The organism is Dapis hubbardiae BLCC-M172 (assembly GCF_050016015.1).
GTDB lineage: Bacteria > Cyanobacteriota > Cyanobacteriia > Cyanobacteriales > Microcoleaceae > Trichodesmium.
In genome coordinates this window covers 1-20,796 of record NZ_JBNHEQ010000199.1, presented here as the reverse complement: position 1 = coordinate 20,796, position 20,796 = coordinate 1, and the positions used below count along the sequence as shown (strand labels likewise).

The following is a 20,796-nucleotide window of genomic DNA, read 5'->3' as shown; positions in this document are numbered from 1 at the left end:
AATAGTTTTTTAACTCTATACATAGTACCTTTGCGTAATATCATGTTCGGTTGAATAGTTATGATTAGGATATAGATGGAAAAGATATATCAAACCCCTGAGATTGCTATCCGTTCCGGAATGCTCCGCAAACCTTCCACTCCGTTCCAGTCGCAATGACTTTATTATAAGTGATTATCCGAACATGATATCAGTCCTGAGTATATGTTTATAAATATACTTCAATTTGCCCCACTCCCTCACTCCCTCACTCCCCTACTCCCCTAATCCCCCACTCCCCAAATGCTATCCCGAAACAACAGTCCGATCGCGACCTTGCTCCTTAGCACGATAAAGTGCAGCATCCGCAGTTTGAATTACTTTGTCAGATGTTCTCCCATGTTGAGGATAACAAGCTACCCCAAAAGAAGCAGTAATAAAATCTAAAGTAGTCTCCCGATGACGCAAACGTAACTGTTTAATTGCCAAACGAATTTCTTCAGCTCGTTTTTGAGTTTCCTCTATAGATGCACCAGGCAAAATCAACGTTAACTCTTCCCCACCATAACGACAGGCAACATCAGACTTCCGCACAGCATTCATTAGAGTTTTTCCTACTTCCTGAAGTACCAAATCTCCGGCATCATGGCCAAAATTATCATTAAATCGTTTGAAGTGGTCAATATCAATCATAATAACTCCCACCGAATTTTCATTTCTTTTTGCCCGGTGAATTTCTTGCTCCAGAAACTCTTCCAAATACCGACGGTTATACAAACCTGTCAGACCATCACGAATACTTTGATTTTTCAGAGTTTCTCGTAATTCTAAATTAGCTAATGCCAATGCTAAATGCTGTGCTACAGTGCAACCTAATTGTTGCTTTGCTTCACTCAAAGGTTCTGGTTTCATAGCACTTAACTGTATTAACCCCACAGTATCTCCATTTACCATCATAGGAATACATAAAGATTTAGCTGGAGGAATAGTAGCATTGATATGTTGACATAATAAACTGGAGCTATCTGCTTCCACCAAATGAATACTCCCTCGCCGTAACGCCCAGCATTGGGATGGTTCAAAAATTGGTACATTACTAACACATTTACCCCAACTTGCTACCATTACCAGTAAATTTTCTTCAGTTATCATCCTAAAGATACTCCCACAACAATTAGGAAATAGAGGTTTAAGTAAATCTCCCAACATTTTTTCTGCTTCCTCTACAGAAGTACAAACCTGTAAAAATTCATTCATTTTCCCCAACATCACCATCTCTTGATGGCGCAATTCCAGTTCATTCACCCATAACTGTAACTGTTCTTGATTTTGCTTGCTCTCAGTAATATCAAGACAACAACCAATATAACCTGTAAATTCACCATTGGCAGTAAACCGAGGTACAGCCCGATCCAATACCCATCGATATTCCCCATCAGATCGACACAAACGATATTCTCTCCGAAAGTTTTCGCGACTATAAAAAGCATTCATATAAGTCTTTAAACAGTAATCTAAATCTTCTGGATGCACCCCCTTTAACCAACCATCACCTAATTCTTCTTCAAGAGTACGCCCGGTAAATTTTAACCATACCTGGTTAAAGTAATTGTACTTGCCATCAATTCCCGAAACCCAAATCAGTACAGGAGCGCCATCTGCCATCAATCTAAATCTTTCCTCACTCTCTCGCAAAGCTAATTCAGCTCGTTTGCGATTTGTGATATCTTGAACTGTACCAAATAACTTAATAACTTCACCTTGTTCATTTAATACTGGTTGCCCAAGGGCAAAAATATCTCGTGTCTTGCCATTTCTGGAGATGATTTGTGCTTCCAGACTGTAGGGTTTGCCTTCTTGAATGGCTTGTCGTAGAAGTTTTTCTTGATATTTAGCATCTTCGGGATAATACCATTGTAACATTTCCTGATAAGTAAATCCTGACTCAGGTGGTAGACTAAAGATGCGAAAAAGTTCATCTGAACCAGTAACTTTTTCTGTGAGGAGGTCATATTGCCAACTGCCAAGATGAGCAAGTCTTTCTGCATGGTTGAACAGATACTGATTTTCTTGGAGTCTTTGTTCAGTTTGCTTGCGCTCATTAATATCTTGAATCATTCCCATATAACATTTTGCTTTACCTGCAACATTCCGAATTATGGAGACACTAATATTAATCCATACTGTGAGACCATCTTTACAGATATAACGTTGATCAAGTGAGAAAGCTTCAATTTTACCTGCCCAAAGTTGTTTCACTTGTTCTGTATAGGTAGGAAAATCTTCTCGATGGATAATATCTGCAAGTTTTTTATGCAGTAATTCCTCCTGTGAATATTTAACTAACTCGACAAATTTTTCGTTAAATAGCAGCAACTCTCCTGTTGCAGTTGCTTGAATAATACCTACCTCTGCTTGAGAAAAAATACTGCGGAAGCGCTCTTCACTGTCTCGCAAAGAAATTTCCATTTGTTTGTAGTCAGTAATGTCTCGGTTACTCACTCGTCTACCTAACCAACGCTGATCTTGACTGTAAACAGTCTGACAACGATGACCGATCCATTTGGTTTCACCCCCACGAGTAATGATCCGAAAATCCATTGAATATGTTGGGTTTGTCTCAAAACTGTCTGCAAAATATTGTTGCACCATTTCCCAGTCTTTAGGGTGAACTATGGTTTTGAACAAATTAGGATTTTCTAGAAATTCCTCTGGAGTGTATCCGGTAATGCGTTCACAGGATGGGGAAACGTAAATCAATTTACGTTCAGGGTTTAGCCAGTATTCCCAATCATAAGTAAAATCAGCAACAGTACGGAATCTTTCTTGACTTGTTTTCAGTGCTTGTTCAACTTCTTTGCGTTCAGTTATATCACGAGCAACAGCATAAATTTTGCCTAGTTCAGTCAATGGTGTAGAATTCCACATTAACCAACGATAGCTCCCATCCTTGCACCGATAGCGATTTTCAAAATTAATTGCACTACTACCTTGGAAAACTTGCTCTAATTCTGCTTGTGTAGATTCGCGATCTTCTGGGTGAACAAAATTCAAGAAAGGTTGAGATAATAATTCTTCTTGAGTATAACCTAGAGTTTTTTCCCAACCAGGATTTAATTTAACAAAGTAACCCTCAAAATTAGCAATACAGAGCATATCCATAGAAAGAGAGAAAAACCTATCCCGTTCATTTTCTGCTTCTACTTTTTCTGTAATATCTTTTTGCACTCCCACATAATGGGTTAATTTTCCCTGCTCATCCTTAATTGGATCAATTGTTAGTTCATGCCAAAAAACAGTATGATCTTTGCGATAATTTTTCTGGGTAATATCACAATAGGTTCCTGTTTGTAAACATTCTAAAGCAGATTTTTGAGTTGTTTCATTAGGCAGAAAACCAGGATTTCGCCCGATTACTTCTTCTGCTTCATAGCCTGTAATTTTCTCAAAACTTGGATTAACATAAATAATTGGATTATTAGGCTGTGTAGCATCTGTAATAATAATGCCATTGCTACTGGAAAAAATAGCTTTTTCTAATAATTTTAATCTAATTTCTTGTTCTTGCTTGGCAGTAATATCACGCATCACTACAGTAAAGCCATAAGTTTTTGGGAATTGATCGTCAAGAGCTGTAATAATAGTAGAACAACAAATTTTTCTCCCATCTTGTCTAACAATTAATTCTTTCCCTTCATATCGCCCAGTTTGAATTGCTCTTTCTAATACCTGCTGAAGTTTACCTTGTTTAATATCTGCCTCACAGAAAAATTGAGAAAAATTCTTACCAAGAATATCTGTTTCTGTATATCCAGTAATTTTTTCTGCCCCTGGATTCCAACTAATAATATCGCCTTTACTATTTAGCATAAAAATGCCGTAATCTCTAACACCATCTATGAGAAAATGTAATTGTTTTTCGTCGTGATTCAGGAAGCAATTTTCAACTATTGCTGACTTGGAAGTATGATTACTTTGTTTGACTTCTAACTTTTTTTTAACTGCCTTTAATTCTATCTCTAACCGTCTTTTTTCTGACTGTTCTGCTGCTAATTTTTTTTCAAATAAATTTTGCCTAATTGCCAGAGATAAATAAGTTGATAACTGTTTCAATAGTTCAATTTCATCAGGCTGCCAATTTCTATGAGACGAACAATTTTGAGCAACCAATAATCCCCATAAATAGGGTGAAAAATAATTCTGTTTTTTGCCAGTTTCCAGAAATTGATTATTTTCTAACAATATCGGTACAACTAAATTAGCTTTAACTTGTAAATTTGCCAGAATTTCCGAATGACAAGGAGTTAATCCAGCAGTTTCTAAATCTCCAAAACTTTGGATTCTACCTTGTTGATAATCTGCAACCAAGTTTTCCTCAAAATATGGATCTAAAACTGTTGTTCCTAAAATAGACAACAGGGGTTCAATTACTGACTCAGCGACAACTTTTCCACCAACATCAGACTTGAAATTATAAATAATAACCCGCTCATTTTTGAGTAACTGACGTAGCTCTGTAACCGTATTATTAAATATTTCCTCTAAATTCTGAGATTGACTAATTTGTAACGCTAAAAATTTGCATAAATGTTCCTTTTTCTCTATAAAAGATTCAAATTTTTTTGTAGATCCCTGCATGATTTTTCCCTCCTGTAATTGTTGCACTTTTGGTTGAAGTGCTTTTACAGTATCTTGTTTTTTTGAGATATTAACTTGATTATCCATAATTTTGCCTATTTAATTATTTTAATTTTTCCCAATCAAACTTATTAAAATATTTTTATTTTGAGGGTTGATTTAATTTTGGATATCTCAAAAATATCAAAGCAAGATAAAATGCTTTTAATGCTAAATATCTTTCCTCATCAATTATGCTTAATCATTACTCTCTTTAAATATATTTATAATTAAAAAATCACAATTTAGCCTTTGTCTTCAATCTTTTATAGAGTAAATAGTAGATTAAACTTTAGTTCAGTATTACTACAGAATAAATTACTTTATTCTCTATCTTTAATTATATCATAATTACAAGAAATTTATGGTAGTCCTAAAATGTAAGCATTTCCTGCGGAATGCGGAGCTAACAGCTATTAGCGGTCAGCTAGCCTCCTGGGTCGTAACTGCCTCTTGCCTCCTCCGGAGGAGCTTCGCTAACAGAGGAGCTGCCTCTTGCAGAGGAGCTGCGCTAACGCTTTTCATGTCGCGTTTGCGTTAGCATTCCGTAGGAAAGCGAAACGTTAACAGCAATGAAAATCAACCATAATAGCTAAAGTTAGCTGATGATGTCCGCTTTTACCTAGACTTTTAATTCTCGCTCAATCTCAATTCTAATTCCTCCTATAAATGAAATAAACGAGGAACACTGAGAGCTGTTAGCGTTTGCGTAGCATTCCGCAGGAAAGGAAAGCTCCTCTGTTTTGCTGGCGCAAAGCTCCGCTTTATATGTCGGCGACAGCCGAAGTGCGTAATTAGGAGCATTCCCTATACGAAAGTTGTGCGCCAGCAAAACGCGGAGCGACATGGAAAGCGGAGCATTCCCTATACGAAAAAGCGCAGCTCTGACCCAGTAGGGAAGAGGCGAGCTGACGGCTGTTTGCGCAGTATTCCGTAGGAAATGCTTACCCTAAAATAGTAAGGATATCAGAAATATTTAGGGAGTAAGCATATTATCTATTACCGAAATAATTAATAATTAAACAATTAAATAATTAGATAATTCATGCCTTAAAGCCTCCCTTTTCAAGGGGAAAAAAGCGGTCGAGATATGGCGAGGTTTCCTCGCCATATCTAATCGATCAAGAGAAATAAATCTTTTCTTTATTCGTCAATCCTCTCCCTTTTAGGGAGAGGTAATTATCAATTATCAATTATCAATTAATGAACTATTACCTATTCCCTAGTACCTATAATAACTTCTTTACGATTACCAACTTAAATAAATCTAATTGTGAGGAGAAAGCAAAATCTTTCCCGAATTAATTAATTGAGAAGAAAATAGAGTATTTTTCTAAGCTTGCCTACAGTTCTATAATCAATTATATCTTTTTTACTGAAAAGTCTAGTAAGTCTGAGGTTGCTTGTAAGAAAAAGTCAAGTTTCAAGTTATCACATTTGTTAATCTCATCCTCAACTTTCTCCTTTCGGTACTTTAGAGAAAAATTCCTCTACAACTTTAATTATTAGTATTAAATATAAGACTTATATAGAATCTGGATAATTAGTTATTGTATCCTCTTAGAGTCAGGAGTCAAGAGTCAGAATAAATATAGTAATCCTAATAGGTCATGACAAATCAAAAAGTAGATAAAAAACTTGAAACTTCTGCCTATTCCCTGTTCCTAGTTAATTTTTCCCTAAAAGCGGCAAGGTTTTTATACACAAATAAAATAGGCTTGCTATATTTGGATTATTTAGCATGAATTTTTAAATTCATATAGGAATCGCTATATCCTTATATTCAATTCCGTTACGGTTTTTTTGAGGTAATTATCCATTATCCATTATTAATTATCGCTACCTTATCCAAATTGAGGAAACACATTCAAAATTAAAAATCCAAAAATCATCTGATAGATAACTTCTACTTTGGAAGTAATTGCTAGAAATTATTGTTAGTTAAAGTTTTCAACCAATATAAGCAAAAATAACTTTTGACTTGTAATTTTTGACTTTTGCGAAAAGTATAAGTGACCATTATATGGCAACCTAAAATATAGAAAACAATATACTACTGAGCCGTTCGCTACAGAAAAATAACGATATATTATGCAAACCCTAGAAAACCCAACCACAACCCCTATAAACCAACCCGCCTTTGACACCACTATCCATCGGCGAAACACTCGCCCTGTCAAAGTAGGTGATATAACCATCGGTGGTGGCCATCCAGTTGTAGTCCAGTCAATGATCAACGAAGATACCCTTGATATTGATGGCTCCGTAGCTGCTATTCGGCGTTTACATGAAATAGGTTGCGAAATTGTTCGTGTTACTGTTCCCAGTATGGCCCATGCTAAATCTCTGGCAGAAATCAAACAAAAATTAGCAGAAACTTACAAACCTGTCCCACTGGTTGCCGACGTTCATCATAACGGCATGAAAATCGCCCTAGAAGTGGCCAAGCACGTTGATAAAGTGCGAATTAATCCTGGTTTATATGTATTTGAAAAGCCACAAACTGCTAGAAACGAATATACCCAAGCAGAATTTGCAGAAATAGGTGATAAAATTCGCCAAACCCTAGAACCTCTGGTAATCTCTCTCAGAGACCAAGACAAAGCTATGCGTATAGGAGTTAATCATGGTTCCCTAGCTGAAAGGATGCTATTTACTTATGGGGATACCCCAGAAGGTATGGTAGAGTCTGCCCTAGAATTTATTAAAATTTGTGAATCTTTAGACTACTACAATATAGTAATTTCTCTAAAAGCCTCACGGGTGCCAGTAATGCTTGCTGCTTATCGGTTGATGGTGAAGCGGATGGATGAACTAGCTATGGCCTATCCCTTACATTTAGGTGTGACGGAAGCAGGGGATGGAGAGTATGGTCGAATTAAGTCTACTGCTGGTATTGGCACACTTTTAGCAGAAGGAATAGGAGATACAATTCGTGTATCTTTAACTGAAGCACCCGAAAAAGAGATTCCAGTTTGTTACAGTATTCTCCAGGCTTTAGGTCTACGGAAAACAATGGTAGAATATGTAGCTTGCCCCTCCTGTGGTCGCACCTTGTTTAATCTTGAGGATGTTCTGCATCAAGTGCGAGAAGCAACAAAACACCTAACCGGATTAGATATTGCTGTCATGGGTTGTATTGTTAATGGTCCAGGAGAAATGGCAGATGCAGATTATGGTTATGTAGGCAAGCAAGCTGGTTATATCTCGTTATATCGTGGGCGGGAAGAAATTAAGAAAGTCCCCGAATCTCAGGGAGTTGAAGAATTGATTAATTTAATTAAAGCTGATGGGCGTTGGGTTGACCCCTAGTCTATAATTGAAGTGTTTGTGGTAAGACTGTATTTTTACCAATGGATAATGGATAATTGATAATTGATAATTGATAATTGATAATTGATCATTAATCCGTAAAGGTTTAAAGCTTCTCCTTTTCAATGGATAATTTATATAAGAAGAGACTTCCCGTAATCCACTCTCCATTATTCATTGTTCATTATCAATTAATCAGATTTCCTTATATTCAATTCCGTTACGGTTTTCTATTGAGGTAATTATCCATAGATTCATTATCAATATAATGAATACACTCCTCAATTAATTATCTAACATATCAATCCAAACTTTTAAATTTATCAGTTATCCGGAATCTAAATCAGTTAACTTGGATACAGATAATATGACAATTTATTAGTTTGATTGAGTCTGAGAAACGCTTTTCATTAATGGATAATGAATAATAATATAGATAATTACCTCTTTAATATAGGAGAGACTATAAACCGAATTGATTAATTATCCATTTGTATAGCGCTACGCGCTAGGGAATAGGGAATAGGGAATAGGGAATAGTAAATTGTCAAAGGGTTTTAGGATTTAGAAATGTCCTAACCTGAATGCGTAGAGCTATAATTGATAGTTGTAGTAACTCCAATACTATCTTGATTCTTACAGAATCAGGTTAGTTTAAATACAAATAGATAGTTAAAAAAAATATTAAATCAGTTTACAAACAAATAATAATTTTATATCCCTAAAAAAAAGTTGAGAATAACTAAGTTCTTATAATTAATTAGGAGATAAAAAAATAAATTCTCAAATTTCAGTATTGCTGAATCAAGCGATAAATATCAGTAGGATAGGTATTATGTAGGACTGAAAAGATCGGGAACAGGCAAGATGCCTATGTTACAAAACTATTAAAATCATCCAGCATTTATGCAACGCCCAAATTTATATCCCCTATACTTATCAATAAGATTATTAGTAGATAAGTTTGACTTTCAACTTACCAAACAGGCTAACTCTGGGCAACATTTATATATGCTAAATTGAGTGTAGCTATGATGTAGTAATTATTCTTTAATTGTTTAAATTCATTCAAAAAACAAAATGGTTATAGCAAAACGTGGTCTTATCCTTGGTGCAACAGCATTAATGTTAACAGGCGTCACAGTTATCGGCGCTGGTATTCATCTTTCTTCTCAAGCATCATTAAATAATAATAATCCTAAAGAATTAATCGACCAAGTTTGGCAGATTATTGATAAAACTTATGTAGATGGTACTTTCAATCAAGTAGACTGGAGAGCGACTCGCACTGAGTATCTCGATCAAACTTATACCAGTGACGAACAAGCTTATGATGCAATTCGGGAAATGCTCGAAAAGCTAGGCGATCCTTACACCCGTTTCATGGACCCCAAAGAATTTCAAAATATGCAAATAGACACTTCTGGGGAACTAACAGGTGTAGGTATTCAGCTAACCCAAGACCAGGATACAAAAAAATTGGTAGTTATTTCACCAATAGAAGATACTCCAGCTTTTGATGCAGGTATTCAAGCTAAAGATATTATTACCAAAATTGATGGTCAAAGCACTAAGGGAATGGATATTAATCAGGCAGTAAGTCTGATTCGTGGTCCAATTGGTAGTCAAGTGACTTTAACTATTAAACGAGAAAATCAGGAAATAGAATTCCCAATTATTCGGGCAAAAATTGAAATTCATCCTGTTAAGTATTCTCAGAAAGAAAGTTCTTTAGGTACAGTCGGTTATATCCGCTTAAACCAATTTAGTGCGAATGCTGCTGGTGAGATGCGAGAGGCAATAGATGATTTGGAAACTCAGAATGTATCTGGTTATATTCTAGATTTACGTTCTAATCCTGGTGGATTACTATATGCTAGTATTGAAATTGCCAGAATGTGGCTAGATCGTGGAGATATTGTTTCTACGGTAAACCGCAATGGTGTTACGGATCGCCAGAAAGCTAATAATAGGTCTTTGACAGATAAGCCTTTGGTGATTATGGTAGATGGAGGTTCTGCTAGTGCAAGTGAAATTCTTTCCGGTGCGCTGCAAGATAATAACCGAGCGACATTAGTCGGTACTAAGACTTTTGGTAAAGGGTTAGTACAGTCAGTGCGTGGTGTTGGCAAAGGTGCAGGGTTAGCAGTAACGATCGCTAAATACTTTACCCCTAGTGGCCGTGATATTAACCATGAGGGAATTGTACCAGATGTGGAAATCTCTCTGACAGATACACAAAAAGAGGCTTTGCGGAAAAATCGTGACCAAATTGGTACTATTGACGATCCTCAATATGCAAAAGCATTAGATATCTTGACTCAAGAAATTGCTGCTGTGCAAAATAAGAAAGCTCAATTTGGTAATTAGAGAAGTTAGGGAGTAGGGGAGTAGGGGAGTAGGGGAGTAGGGGAGTAGGGGAGTAGGGGAGTAATTTTTTTGCCCTTGTTTGAAAATGCTCACTTTTTGAGCTTTTTAGACCTAAAAATAAACTAAGAATTTAACTCCTGCATTCTAAATTCTAAATTCTGAATTCTAACTTCGTTAATGTGGTTTACACTTCCCACTTCTAATTAATCCTACACGACGAGCGATCGCTTCCTCAACAGAATTAAATGGACCCCATGTTTCTAAAATATTGGGGTCTTTTTTTTCTTCCACTTCTTCAGCAGCTAAAATTTCACAGGTTTCCTCTAGTTTCTTGATTATATAGAATTTCGGTGATGAGTCGCTCATAAAACTTATAGCAGTTTTTATTAATATAGAGTACAGAGATTTGGGTTTAAAGGAAGAAGGAAGAAGTAAGAAGGAAGAAGGAAGAAGGAAGAAGTAATGCAAGTCAACATGAATGAAAACCTCTATAATTAGGAATTACGCAAATATCATGTATATAGTGTTCAAAACTATAACGTTATAGTTTTTTGAATCTATATATAGTATTTATGCGTAAGTTCTGTTAATATTCAAAACGCTTTACCAATGGATAATTGATAATTAATCAATTCGGTTTAAAACCTCTCTTCAACAATTAATAATTAATAATTAGAAACAGTTTTGATTATCAATTAATGAACTTTGCGTATTAAAATCATAATGCTTTTTTACCGCCAATAAAATTATCAAGTTTAAAAAATGGGATATAAACATTATGTTGTAATTTTTCCCTTAGTTCTAGGAATAGGATTTGTTTTATCTATTGCTCCTAGTAGTAAAGCCGAAAAACCAGTATCAAGTCAAGATATTGACCAAACTGCCCAGATTTTAGAAAAAATAGAAGAGTACAACCCACTCAACCCACCTCCGGTAAAATCTCAACCACTTGCCAACTCCAACCAGGAAACCACAACCACAGTCAAGGAAAAAACTAAAGATACTTTAGGACAAATAGAACAATATAACCAACTCAACCAACCTTCTGAAATATCTCCCTTCTTAGAAAGAGTTAACTCTGTCAATCAACTTAGTGATGTCCTACCCACAGATTGGGCCTACAGTGCCCTCCAAGGATTAGCAGAACGTTACGGTTGTCTATTAGCCTCCCCAAATTATACATTTAGTGGTAATAGAGCCATCAGTCGTTACGAATTTGCAGCAAATCTCAACGAATGTTTACAAGTAATTCAAAGTCTGATTGAAGAATTTGATGAAGGTTATATTTCTCAATCAGACTTAGCAAAAAGCCAAAGATTACAAGAAGATTTTGCCATAGAAATAGCCGATATTAAATCCCGCTTGAATGCTCTAGAAACAAGGACAGATATTCTCGAAGCTAATCAATTTTCTACCACAACTTTGCTCAAAGGAGAAGTAATTTTCGCTCTATATGATGTTTTCAGTAGTGAAGATGAAGAAGGAGCAACTGTAACTACTCAAAACATTCAGACATCTTTTGGCCATGCCGTAACATTAAACTTTGATACTAGCTTCACAGGACAAGACTTCCTCAGAACTAGACTCAGAGCAGGAAGGTTGCCGGGGGTTAGTGGAGGAACACAAACAAATACAACCTTATTTAACTTCGGTTTTGACACCAATGATCTGGCAAGATTAACCGAAGTCTATTATATTTTTCCCCTCAACGATAAAATGAGTCTTTATCTTGGAGCTGCTGGACTTGACTTTGATTTGATGGCTCCTGCCCTTAATCCTAAACTGGTAAGTGGTACAAAAGGTTCTCTTGCTCTATTTCCAGCTTACAACCCTACCATATATATTCAAGTAGGGGGGGCTGGTTTAGGTTATAGTTATCAAATTAATGATAACTTAAGATTAGATTTAGCCTATCTTGGAGGCGCTCCGGGCGGTGGTACCGGTAGAGTGAACTATCCGAGAGAGGGTGGTGGAATTTTTAATGGTACTTACAGTGGTTATGCTCAGTTTACTGCTTCACTCAACCGAAATTTTGATGTTTCTTTTGCTTATGTAAGAGCATATTATACGGCGGATTTAGTTAATGTAGCTGGTTTTACAGGTAGTAGAAATGCTCAACAACCTTTTGGCAAAGTAGCAACTTCAGCAGACCATTTTGGATTCCAAAGTAGCTATCGATGGGCAGCATTTACTATTGCTGGTTGGGTTGGTTATAGCAATGCTGAAGCAGAAACAGGCGATCGCCAAGGAGATGAAGCAGATATTTGGCATTGGGCATTGACATTAGCAGTAGATGACTTATTCTTTGAAAATGGAATGTTAGGTTTTTCTGTTGGTCAACAACCAAAAGTAACACATATTGATGGTGGAGAAGATGACCCAGACACATCTATACAATTGCAACTTTTCTACGATTATCAGATTATAAATAATATCAATATAACTTCTGGTTTTTTTGTCGAGACTAAACCAGAACATGACGATCAAAATGACTCTATATGGGTATTTATTACTAGAACTACCTGGAGATTCTAATACTGAAACTGGCAAAAGTAAACAAGTCAGTGAGGACTCAGGAGTCAGGAGTCATATCAAATCCTGTTAAACAGTTATAGATTGGTTAAGTCTTCAGGAGTCAGTAGGGGCGATTTCCGTACCGCAATGATCCTAATTACGCGAATCGCCCGTACAGGAGTCAGGAGGAGAGAGAATTACAAAGATTTAGTAGTTATGAAAATTGGATAATTTTTTTATGTCCAATCAAACGGATTTGATATTAGAAGTCAGAAGAAAGAAAGAATTTGAATAGCATGAATTTTTACATTCCTATTCAATAGAACATGAGAATAAAAGTTTTAATAAAGTTTTAATAGTGTCATTTGCGTATTAAAATCATAATGCTTTTCTTAGCATTAATAAAATTATCAAATTAAAAATATGGGACGTAAAGTTTATGATGTTGTAATTTTTCCCTTAATTCTAGGAATGGGATTTGTTTTATCTATTGCTCCCAGCAGTAAAGCTCAGAAGCAAGTATCAAATAAAGGTATTAAGCAAACTGCCCAGATTTTAGAAAAAATAGAAGAGTATAACCCACTCAACCCACCTCCGCCAAAATCTCAACCACTTCTTGCTAACTCAAATCAGGAAACCACAACTACAATCACAGAGGAAACTAAGGATACTTTAGGACAAATAGAACAATACAATCAACTCAACCAACCTTCAGAAATATCTCCCTCCTTAGAACGAATTAACTCTGTCAATCAACTTAGTGATGTCCTACCTACAGATTGGGCCTACAGTGCCCTCCAAGGATTAGCAGAACGTTACGGTTGTTTACTGGCCTCCCCAAATGCTACATTTAGTGGCAATAGAGCTATCAGTCGTTACGAATTTGCAGCAAATCTTAACGAATGTTTACAAGTTATTCAAAGTCTGATTCAAGAATTCGGTGAAGGTTATATTTCCCAAGAAGACTTAGCCAAAAGCCAAAGATTACAAGAAGATTTTGCCATCGAAATAGCTGACCTTAAGTCTCGCCTAAATGCTCTGGAAACTCGGACAGATATTCTAGAAGCTAATCAGTTTTCTACCACAACTTTGCTAAAAGGGCAAGTCACTATGGCCTTATATGATGCTTTTGGTAATGATGGTGAAGACGGAGCTACTGTGAGTGCTGATGATGTTCAGATGGCTTTTGGTCATGCCGTAACATTAAACTTCGATACCAGTTTTACAGGTCTAGACTTCCTAAGAACTAGGTTAAGCGTCGGAGATTTACCAGGATTAAATACAGAATCAGCTCATACTTTCTTAAACGCAGGCTCTCCACCGGACAATATAGCGCGACTAACAGAAGTATACTATATTTTTCCTCTCAACACTAAAATGAGTCTTTATATTGGAGCTGCTGGACTTGACTTTGACTTAATGGCTCCTGCACTTAATCCTAGACTAATTAGTGGTAATACAGGAAGTCTTGCCTTGTATCCTGCTTACAACCCCACCATCTACATCCAAGTAGGGGGTGCTGGTTTGGGTTATAGTTATCAAATTAACCAGAATTTTAGGTTAGATTTAGCTTATCTTGGAGGTGGTCCTGGTGGTGGTACAGGAAGAGTAAACGACCCCAGAGAAGGTGGTGGAATTTTTAACGGTACAAATAGTGCTTATGCTCAGTTAACAGTCTCACCTACAGTAGATTTTGATTTTTCTTTTGCTTATGTAAGATCATATTATACAGCAGATTTAGTTAATGTATCAGGCTTTACAGGTAGTAGAAATGCTCAACGACCTTTTGGCAGAGTAGCAACTTCAGCAGACCATTTTGGATTTCAAACTAGCTATCGTTGGGCACCATTTACTATTTCTGGTTGGGTTGGTTATAGTAATGCTGAAGCTGAAGCAGGCGATCGCGAAGGAGATGAAGCAGATATTTGGCATTGGGCAGTAACAGTAGCTATAGATGACTTAGTATTTGAAAATGGAATGTTAGGTCTTTCAGTTGGGCAACAACCGAAAGTAACAGATATTGATGGTGGAGAAGACGATCCAGATACTTCTATACAATTTCAAATTTTCTACAATTATAGAATTTCAAATAATATAGATTTAACGTCTGGTTTCTTTATTGAAACACAACCAGAGCATGATGATCGAAATGACCCAATTACAGTATTTGTAACTCGAGCTACTTGGAGATTCTAATTATTCAAAGGAGGAAAAATGAATAACAAACTAAAAATTTTGATTGCTTCATCCCTAGCATTCTTAGGGACTATTTTTCCACAAAAAATTAGTCAAGCACAAACAGAAGAAACCATCATTAGAAGAGAGTTGATCTATGTAGGAGTTAGAGGAGATTCTCCTTGGTTTGGCTATAGAGGTGATGACGGAAAATGGACGGGGTATTGTGTAGATATTGCCTATGCTTTAGCTGATCGTCTCAGTGCTAATCAACTCGACCCAATTAGGGTAAGATTAGTTACATCAACTACCCAAAGTCGTTGGGATATGGTAACAAGTGGTCAGGTAGATTTGGAGTGTGGTCCTAATACTATTAGTGCTGAACGTGAAGCTAAGTATGGTGTTAGTTTTTCTTCACCTTTTTTTATTACAGCAACACAAATCTTAGTCAAAAAAGCAACCCAAGAAGAATATTTTAAAGCGGGTAATGGGATAGTTGGTGTAGCTAAGAATACAACTAATGAAAGTGATATCAAGAAGAGTTATCCTGAAGAACAAGTTGATAATAAATATTTAAGTAGAGAACAAGGAGTAAAAGCTTTATTGGATGGTGAAATTAATGGATTTGCTAGTGATGGAACTCTTTTGTTAGGTTCATTATTTATATTGAACTCTGAGTTAGGGGCAGATTATAATTTAATCACTCCGCAGCAAAATGGGCGGCCATTTTGTGCGCGTTATGGCTTTATACTTCCTGGAGGGGAAGAAAATTCTAGTTGGAAAAGGTATGTTAATGACTTTCTTGCTAATGATAAAAAAGCTCAAAGAGTCAGAAAAAAATGGTTGGGCGATCTAAGTGAGAATAGTCAAAGAATTTATGATGCTTGTATTCAAGAATAGGGAGTTATTTCAGTTATCAGTTATCAGTTATTAGGTTGAGGGTGGGTTAGAAGTCAGGAGATTGAGTAGGGTGCGTTAGACGGCCACAATTTAAACTATGAAAGTTATTTAGGAATCCGTCATAACGCACCATTTGAGATTTATCTACAGAAATTTTGTCTATTAGGTGCATAGAAGTTCAAACCTGATATAGAAGCCATTTGAGATCTATTAGACATCTACAGATAAAGAGGGAGTAGGGAACCAACTCCTAACCTATCTTGGGAGGGGGATAATTGATGATTTCTGTAGAGTAATTGATTTTAATTGTTATTATCGGATATATTTTTATTATGTACTTATATCAAATCCACTCGGGTTCGGTATAACAAAACTTTCATCTTCATATTAGCGTGTAAATCTTGATAAATTCTCTTTTCTCCTGAGGACTGACTCCTTTACAAAGATACACTCAGGGATTCTATAAAGAAATTAATTAATATAGAGAGAAAAAAGAAAACTCCTCTATAATTAACTTTGTATTTTTGACCGAATAATTATGACCACAATCAAACAAATATTGACGGGTATTCTGGTAGCAACCTCTGTGTGTGTATTACCCAATCATTCAGTTAATGCAGCATCTCTGATTAACTTTGAACCTGTGGATGGTCGATTTCCTGATGGAAGTTTAACTGTAGATAATATGCCAATTACAAATCAGTTTTCATCCTTGGGTGTAACTTTTGGCATTGATCGTAACCTCGATGGTTTACCCGATGGTGGACTTTTCGCCAATTTAGAGGCGGTTGGCTCTTCAGATGCTGTATCAGGTTTTTTATCAACAATAGGAGGAGGATTTGATATGGCTGCTCCTGGTTTTGAAGAGAGGTTAGGTAGTTTTTTCCTTCGGGGAGTTAGCTCACTAGCTAATGGTGAATCTCTTCTAATTTCTTATACTTCTCCAACAAAAGCTGCATCGGCCGAAATTTGGGATATTGATGGGGAGCCAGCAAGAGGATTTGAACAATGGGAAGTTCAAGCACTGGGATCTGATTTATCTGTGATTGATTCTATTATCAGTCCTGTTGGTAATGATGCCTTAGAATCTTCTCCTTGGCTTTGGTCTTTTGACCGCCCAGAAAAAGATATTCATGCTATTCGTCTAGTCTATAGGGGAAATGCGACTGGTGTGGGACTTGCATTTGATAATTTTTCTCCACTGACAGTAGAAGGTTCTGAACCTGAACCTAATAGTTCAGTTCCCGAACCTACTTCTGCAATAGGTTTATTCGTATTTGGTACTTTTGCTTATCGTTTGAGGAAAGGTTGATAATTTAGGTGTGGGGTACACAGATAAAATCTGCCAATATGTAGGGGCGGGTTTCCCCGTTAAATTAATGAGTTTTCAACTAAAATTCGATCAACCCGCCCCCACACCAAGGATATAATATACATTCGATTTTCTGTGTCAGTTCAGTAGTAGACTGAGAAATCTAATGGGTGTGCGCTAGATTTTGGGGCGGGTTTATTTGATCTGATGCTTAAAGTTGTTAATTGTAATGTGGAACCCGCCCCTACAAAGGGGACTTTGAAGGCTTTCCCCTGCTTTTTAAAAGGAGCGGGGGGATCTAAAGAGAATTTCAAATAACATGATTAACCTACAGCATATTCCGTAAACTGACGCATAAACGGAGAATGAAAACCAATAACAATATCCTGATGAGGCACTCCTGCTTTGACTAACTCCTCACCAAAATCAATTTCTGTACCATTATATTGTAGCCATATTTTCTCTTCTTTAATATCAAAATGTAGAACACATCCATAAACACGGCGATCGCCTGACCAACCTACATTAACAATTTGATAATGATGATTTTTAGTATCAAAAATTAACTCTCTATCCACATCTTTTCTTATGTAGCGATCGCCAGCATATTCTTGAATTACTTTTTGAATTATTTCCCCATATTTATCTACTTTATCTATCGTCCAATTGTCTCCCATTCTGGATGATAAATAATTAATTTAATATCTTGATTTTTAATGACAAGTTGAATTAACTCTAGTTTAAAAAAATCTTCATAAGTTGTCTTAGGAACAGCTAAATATAATTCACGTTCTGGTGCCTTTTGACTTAATACTGTTTTATAATTAATAAACTGCCCTAATGCTTTATGAAATTCAGAAATTGCTGAATTACTAATAAAACTTTTTACTTCAACAGCAATTTTTTCTCCTGCTCTTTCAGCCGTAATGAGTTTCTCTGCACCTAAATAAATATAAATTTCTACTCCACCAAAATCTAAATGCCTCTTTTTCTAATCCTAGTTTTACAGCATTATGAAAAATATCTTTACCGAAATAATTAATAATTAAACAATTAAATAATTAGATCATTCACGCCTTGAAGCCTCCCCTTTCAAGGGAAAAAAAATCAATCTTTTCCTTATTCGTCAATCATCTCCCTTTTAGGGAGAGGTAATTATCAATTATCAATTAATGAACAGGCATATTTTCAGTTATCAGTTATTAATTAAATTATTAGTTCAGTAGTAGACTGTATCGGTTCAGTAGTTCAGTAGGGTGCGTTAGACGCTTACAAAAAACTAGGTTTTGTTTGTAAAATATTAGCTTGCGTCGTAACGCACCACTGACTAGGGTTAGTTTTAAGTGGTGCGTTAGGAACGTAACGCACCCTACTAGACTGAGGTTAATACACTATTTTAAGCTTGAGGCGGCACTACTAGACTGTATCGGTTCAGTAGGGTGTGTTAGACCCTGACAAAAAACTAGATTTTGTTTGTAAAATATTAGCTTGCGTCGTAACGCACCACTAGATTAGGGTTAGTTTTAAGTGGTGCGTTAGGAACGTAACGCACCTACTGGACTACTACTGGACTACTACTGGACTACTGGACTTTTGCCTTTTGCGTAGGGCTATACCTTACATCGACGCGCGGTTATGAGGAGAATCTAAATCTATCTCTGGACCAACTGGCACAATTTTAGTAGGATTAACCTTAGGATGACTCATGTAATAATGGCGCTTAATATGGTCAAAATTACAAGTTTCTTTTACCCCTGGATACTGATAAATATCCTTCAAATAATTCCCTAGATTTGGATATTCCCAAATATGACGTAAATTACACTTGAAATGAACATAATAAACCGGATCGAAACGAACCAAAGTAGTAAACATACAAATATCAGCTTCAGTTAGGCGATCGCCACACAAATAACGTTGTTTTGACAATACATTTTCCCAACTATCTAAAGCTGCAAATAAATCTTTTACTCCTTCATCATAAGCCAACTGAGAACCTGCAAAACCTGCTCGATAAACACCATTATTAATAGGTTGGTAAATCTTATCAATAGTTTCTTCAATCTGATCGTATAAATCTTCAGGACATAAATTTACATCATTTTTAGCAATACCACTAAACTGAGTATCAAACATCCGAATAATTTCACGAGATTCATTATTAACAATTTTACCTGTTTGTTTATCCCAAAGTACAGGTACAGTCACCCTACCACTATAATTTGAATCTGCCTGAAGATAAAGTTGCCAAAGATAACTATTATTATTAATAGTATCAGGAATCGACCCTAATTCATCAGTAAATTCCCAACTATTTTGGTCAATTACAGCACCTACAACTGACAAACCAATAGCATCTTCTAAACCCTTTAATTTCCGGATAATAGCAGTTCGATGTGCCCAAGGACAAGCCCAAGAAATGTATAGATGATAACGTCCTGCTTCTGCCTTAAAACCACTAGAACCATCTGCTGTAATTTTATTCCGAAAAGTGGTTTGAGGCCGAATAAATCTACCTTGAGAATCTTCTTGTTCCCGTTCAGAAATCCACTTACCATCAATTAAAATACCTAAACCCATTTTTACCTCCTAAAAGATAATCACATCATATCAATTAACTGTCAGTTTTCTTAGACTCTTTTCTTGCCTTTAATGACTCTAGATTTTTTTTGACAATAGCAATAGCTTCTTGGTTTCCTTCTTGGAGATATAATTGTCCTGCCTGCAATAAATTTGCTACACTTTCATCATCTTGACGTAGATTAGCAAAAGCTAAACCTCGATTATGATAAGCTTCAGCAATATTAGAATTATTTTGTATAGCTTCAGTAAAATTATTGATAGCTTGTTGATAATTTCCTAATTGAAAAGCTTCACATCCTTGTTGAAAATTTACTGCTGCTTCTGGTGGTATTAATTCAGATTTTGATATGGGTTCTGTAAATAGGACAGAAATACTTCCTTGCCCACGATAAGCATATATCATTGCACCAATACCAATGCTAGTTATTAATCCAAAAAAAATTAGCCAAGTCAAAAAATTTGCGATTTCCATACAGATAATGATATAGTTCTAAGTACATTAAACCATAACATTTTAAAGTTTAATTATAAATAACTTGAGCTAGTAATTATCACTCTTGGTGAGATACATATTTGGGATGTTAGGTAATAGGTTATTTCAGTTATCAGTTATCAGTTATCAGTATATTGTACTGACTTAGGACGGTTGAAATACTCAAGTTTATTTTTTTATTCTCTTTAAAGGCGAGGGTTTAAACCTAATTTAATGATGATAAGTGGTCGTGAAAAATTAATTATACAGTAAGCATTCAGCGTTCAGCTAACAGCTAGCCTCCTGAGGAGGAACTACGTTTTTTCCTAACGGAATGCTCCGCAAACATGTCGCGCAGCGTTAACGAAGTTGTGCGTTAGCTAAACAGCTTTATTTCCTTTAACAGAGGAAAAAGCAATTTAGAGATTTCATAGAATTAAAAGTATGGTTCAATAATTGATAATTGATAATTGATAATTGATAATTGATAATTACCTCTCCC

Annotated in this window: 12 protein-coding genes; 6 read left to right on the top strand and 6 right to left on the bottom strand. The window is 36.0% G+C overall.

From position 1 onward, the window contains the following. Window positions 1-285: 285 nt before the first annotated feature. Entirely contained in the window at window positions 286-4,704 is a 4,419-nt protein-coding gene (locus ACP6PK_RS18205; RefSeq protein WP_426561453.1) for a PAS domain S-box protein, read from the bottom strand. A gap of 2,043 nt (window positions 4,705-6,747) precedes the next feature. On the opposite strand from ACP6PK_RS18205, the gene ispG reads away from it, so the two are divergent. Together ispG and ctpC are read left to right on the top strand one after the other, a co-directional pair. Continuing rightward, window positions 6,748-7,968, top strand: a complete 1,221-nt coding sequence (gene ispG / locus ACP6PK_RS18200) for a (E)-4-hydroxy-3-methylbut-2-enyl-diphosphate synthase (RefSeq protein WP_426561451.1) — start codon at window positions 6,748-6,750, stop codon at window positions 7,966-7,968. 1,080 nt (window positions 7,969-9,048) lie between these two features. Then, window positions 9,049-10,338, top strand: coding sequence for a carboxyl-terminal processing protease CtpC (ctpC, locus tag ACP6PK_RS18195; RefSeq protein WP_426561449.1), 1,290 nt, complete (start codon window positions 9,049-9,051; stop codon window positions 10,336-10,338). A gap of 174 nt (window positions 10,339-10,512) precedes the next feature. Here the strand turns inward: ctpC and ACP6PK_RS18190 are convergent, their stop codons facing one another. Continuing rightward, window positions 10,513-10,704, bottom strand: a complete 192-nt coding sequence (locus tag ACP6PK_RS18190) for a DDE transposase family protein (RefSeq protein WP_426561447.1) — start codon at window positions 10,702-10,704, stop codon at window positions 10,513-10,515. A gap of 396 nt (window positions 10,705-11,100) precedes the next feature. Between ACP6PK_RS18190 and ACP6PK_RS18185 the strand changes: the two genes are divergently transcribed. The 4 genes from ACP6PK_RS18185 (at window position 11,101) to ACP6PK_RS18170 (ending at window position 17,239) form a co-directional block, all read left to right on the top strand. Further along, window positions 11,101-12,873, top strand: a complete 1,773-nt coding sequence (locus tag ACP6PK_RS18185; RefSeq protein WP_426561445.1) for an iron uptake porin — start codon at window positions 11,101-11,103, stop codon at window positions 12,871-12,873. A 402-nt stretch (window positions 12,874-13,275) separates the two neighbouring features. After that, complete coding sequence (locus tag ACP6PK_RS18180; protein WP_426561443.1) at window positions 13,276-15,048, top strand: iron uptake porin; 1,773 nt, start codon at window positions 13,276-13,278, stop codon at window positions 15,046-15,048. Between the two features lie 18 nt (window positions 15,049-15,066). Continuing rightward, a complete protein-coding gene (locus ACP6PK_RS18175; protein ID WP_426561441.1) occupies window positions 15,067-15,927 on the top strand; it encodes an amino acid ABC transporter substrate-binding protein in 861 nt (286 codons plus the stop codon). Window positions 15,928-16,465: 538 nt separating this feature from the next. Further along, on the top strand, window positions 16,466-17,239 hold the full coding sequence (locus ACP6PK_RS18170; protein WP_426561439.1) for a hypothetical protein: 774 nt from the start codon (window positions 16,466-16,468) through the stop codon (window positions 17,237-17,239). Window positions 17,240-17,562: 323 nt separating this feature from the next. On the opposite strand, the gene ACP6PK_RS18165 is transcribed toward ACP6PK_RS18170, so the two are convergent. The 4 genes from ACP6PK_RS18165 to ACP6PK_RS18150 form a co-directional block, all read right to left on the bottom strand. After that, window positions 17,563-17,916 (bottom strand): XisI protein, encoded by a 354-nt coding sequence (locus ACP6PK_RS18165; protein ID WP_426561437.1) that lies wholly within the window; start codon window positions 17,914-17,916, stop codon window positions 17,563-17,565. Continuing rightward, the gene (locus tag ACP6PK_RS18160) at window positions 17,895-18,167 is read right to left on the bottom strand and encodes an element excision factor XisH family protein (protein ID WP_426561465.1); all 273 of its coding nucleotides are present in this window, start codon (window positions 18,165-18,167) and stop codon (window positions 17,895-17,897) included. Before ACP6PK_RS18160 ends, ACP6PK_RS18165 begins: the two co-directional genes overlap by 22 nt. A gap of 689 nt (window positions 18,168-18,856) precedes the next feature. After that, on the bottom strand, window positions 18,857-19,819 hold the full coding sequence (locus ACP6PK_RS18155; RefSeq protein WP_094671281.1) for a glutathione S-transferase family protein: 963 nt from the start codon (window positions 19,817-19,819) through the stop codon (window positions 18,857-18,859). 34 nt (window positions 19,820-19,853) lie between these two features. Beyond that, window positions 19,854-20,294 (bottom strand): tetratricopeptide repeat protein, encoded by a 441-nt coding sequence (locus ACP6PK_RS18150; RefSeq protein WP_426561435.1) that lies wholly within the window; start codon window positions 20,292-20,294, stop codon window positions 19,854-19,856. Window positions 20,295-20,796 lie beyond the last annotated feature (502 nt).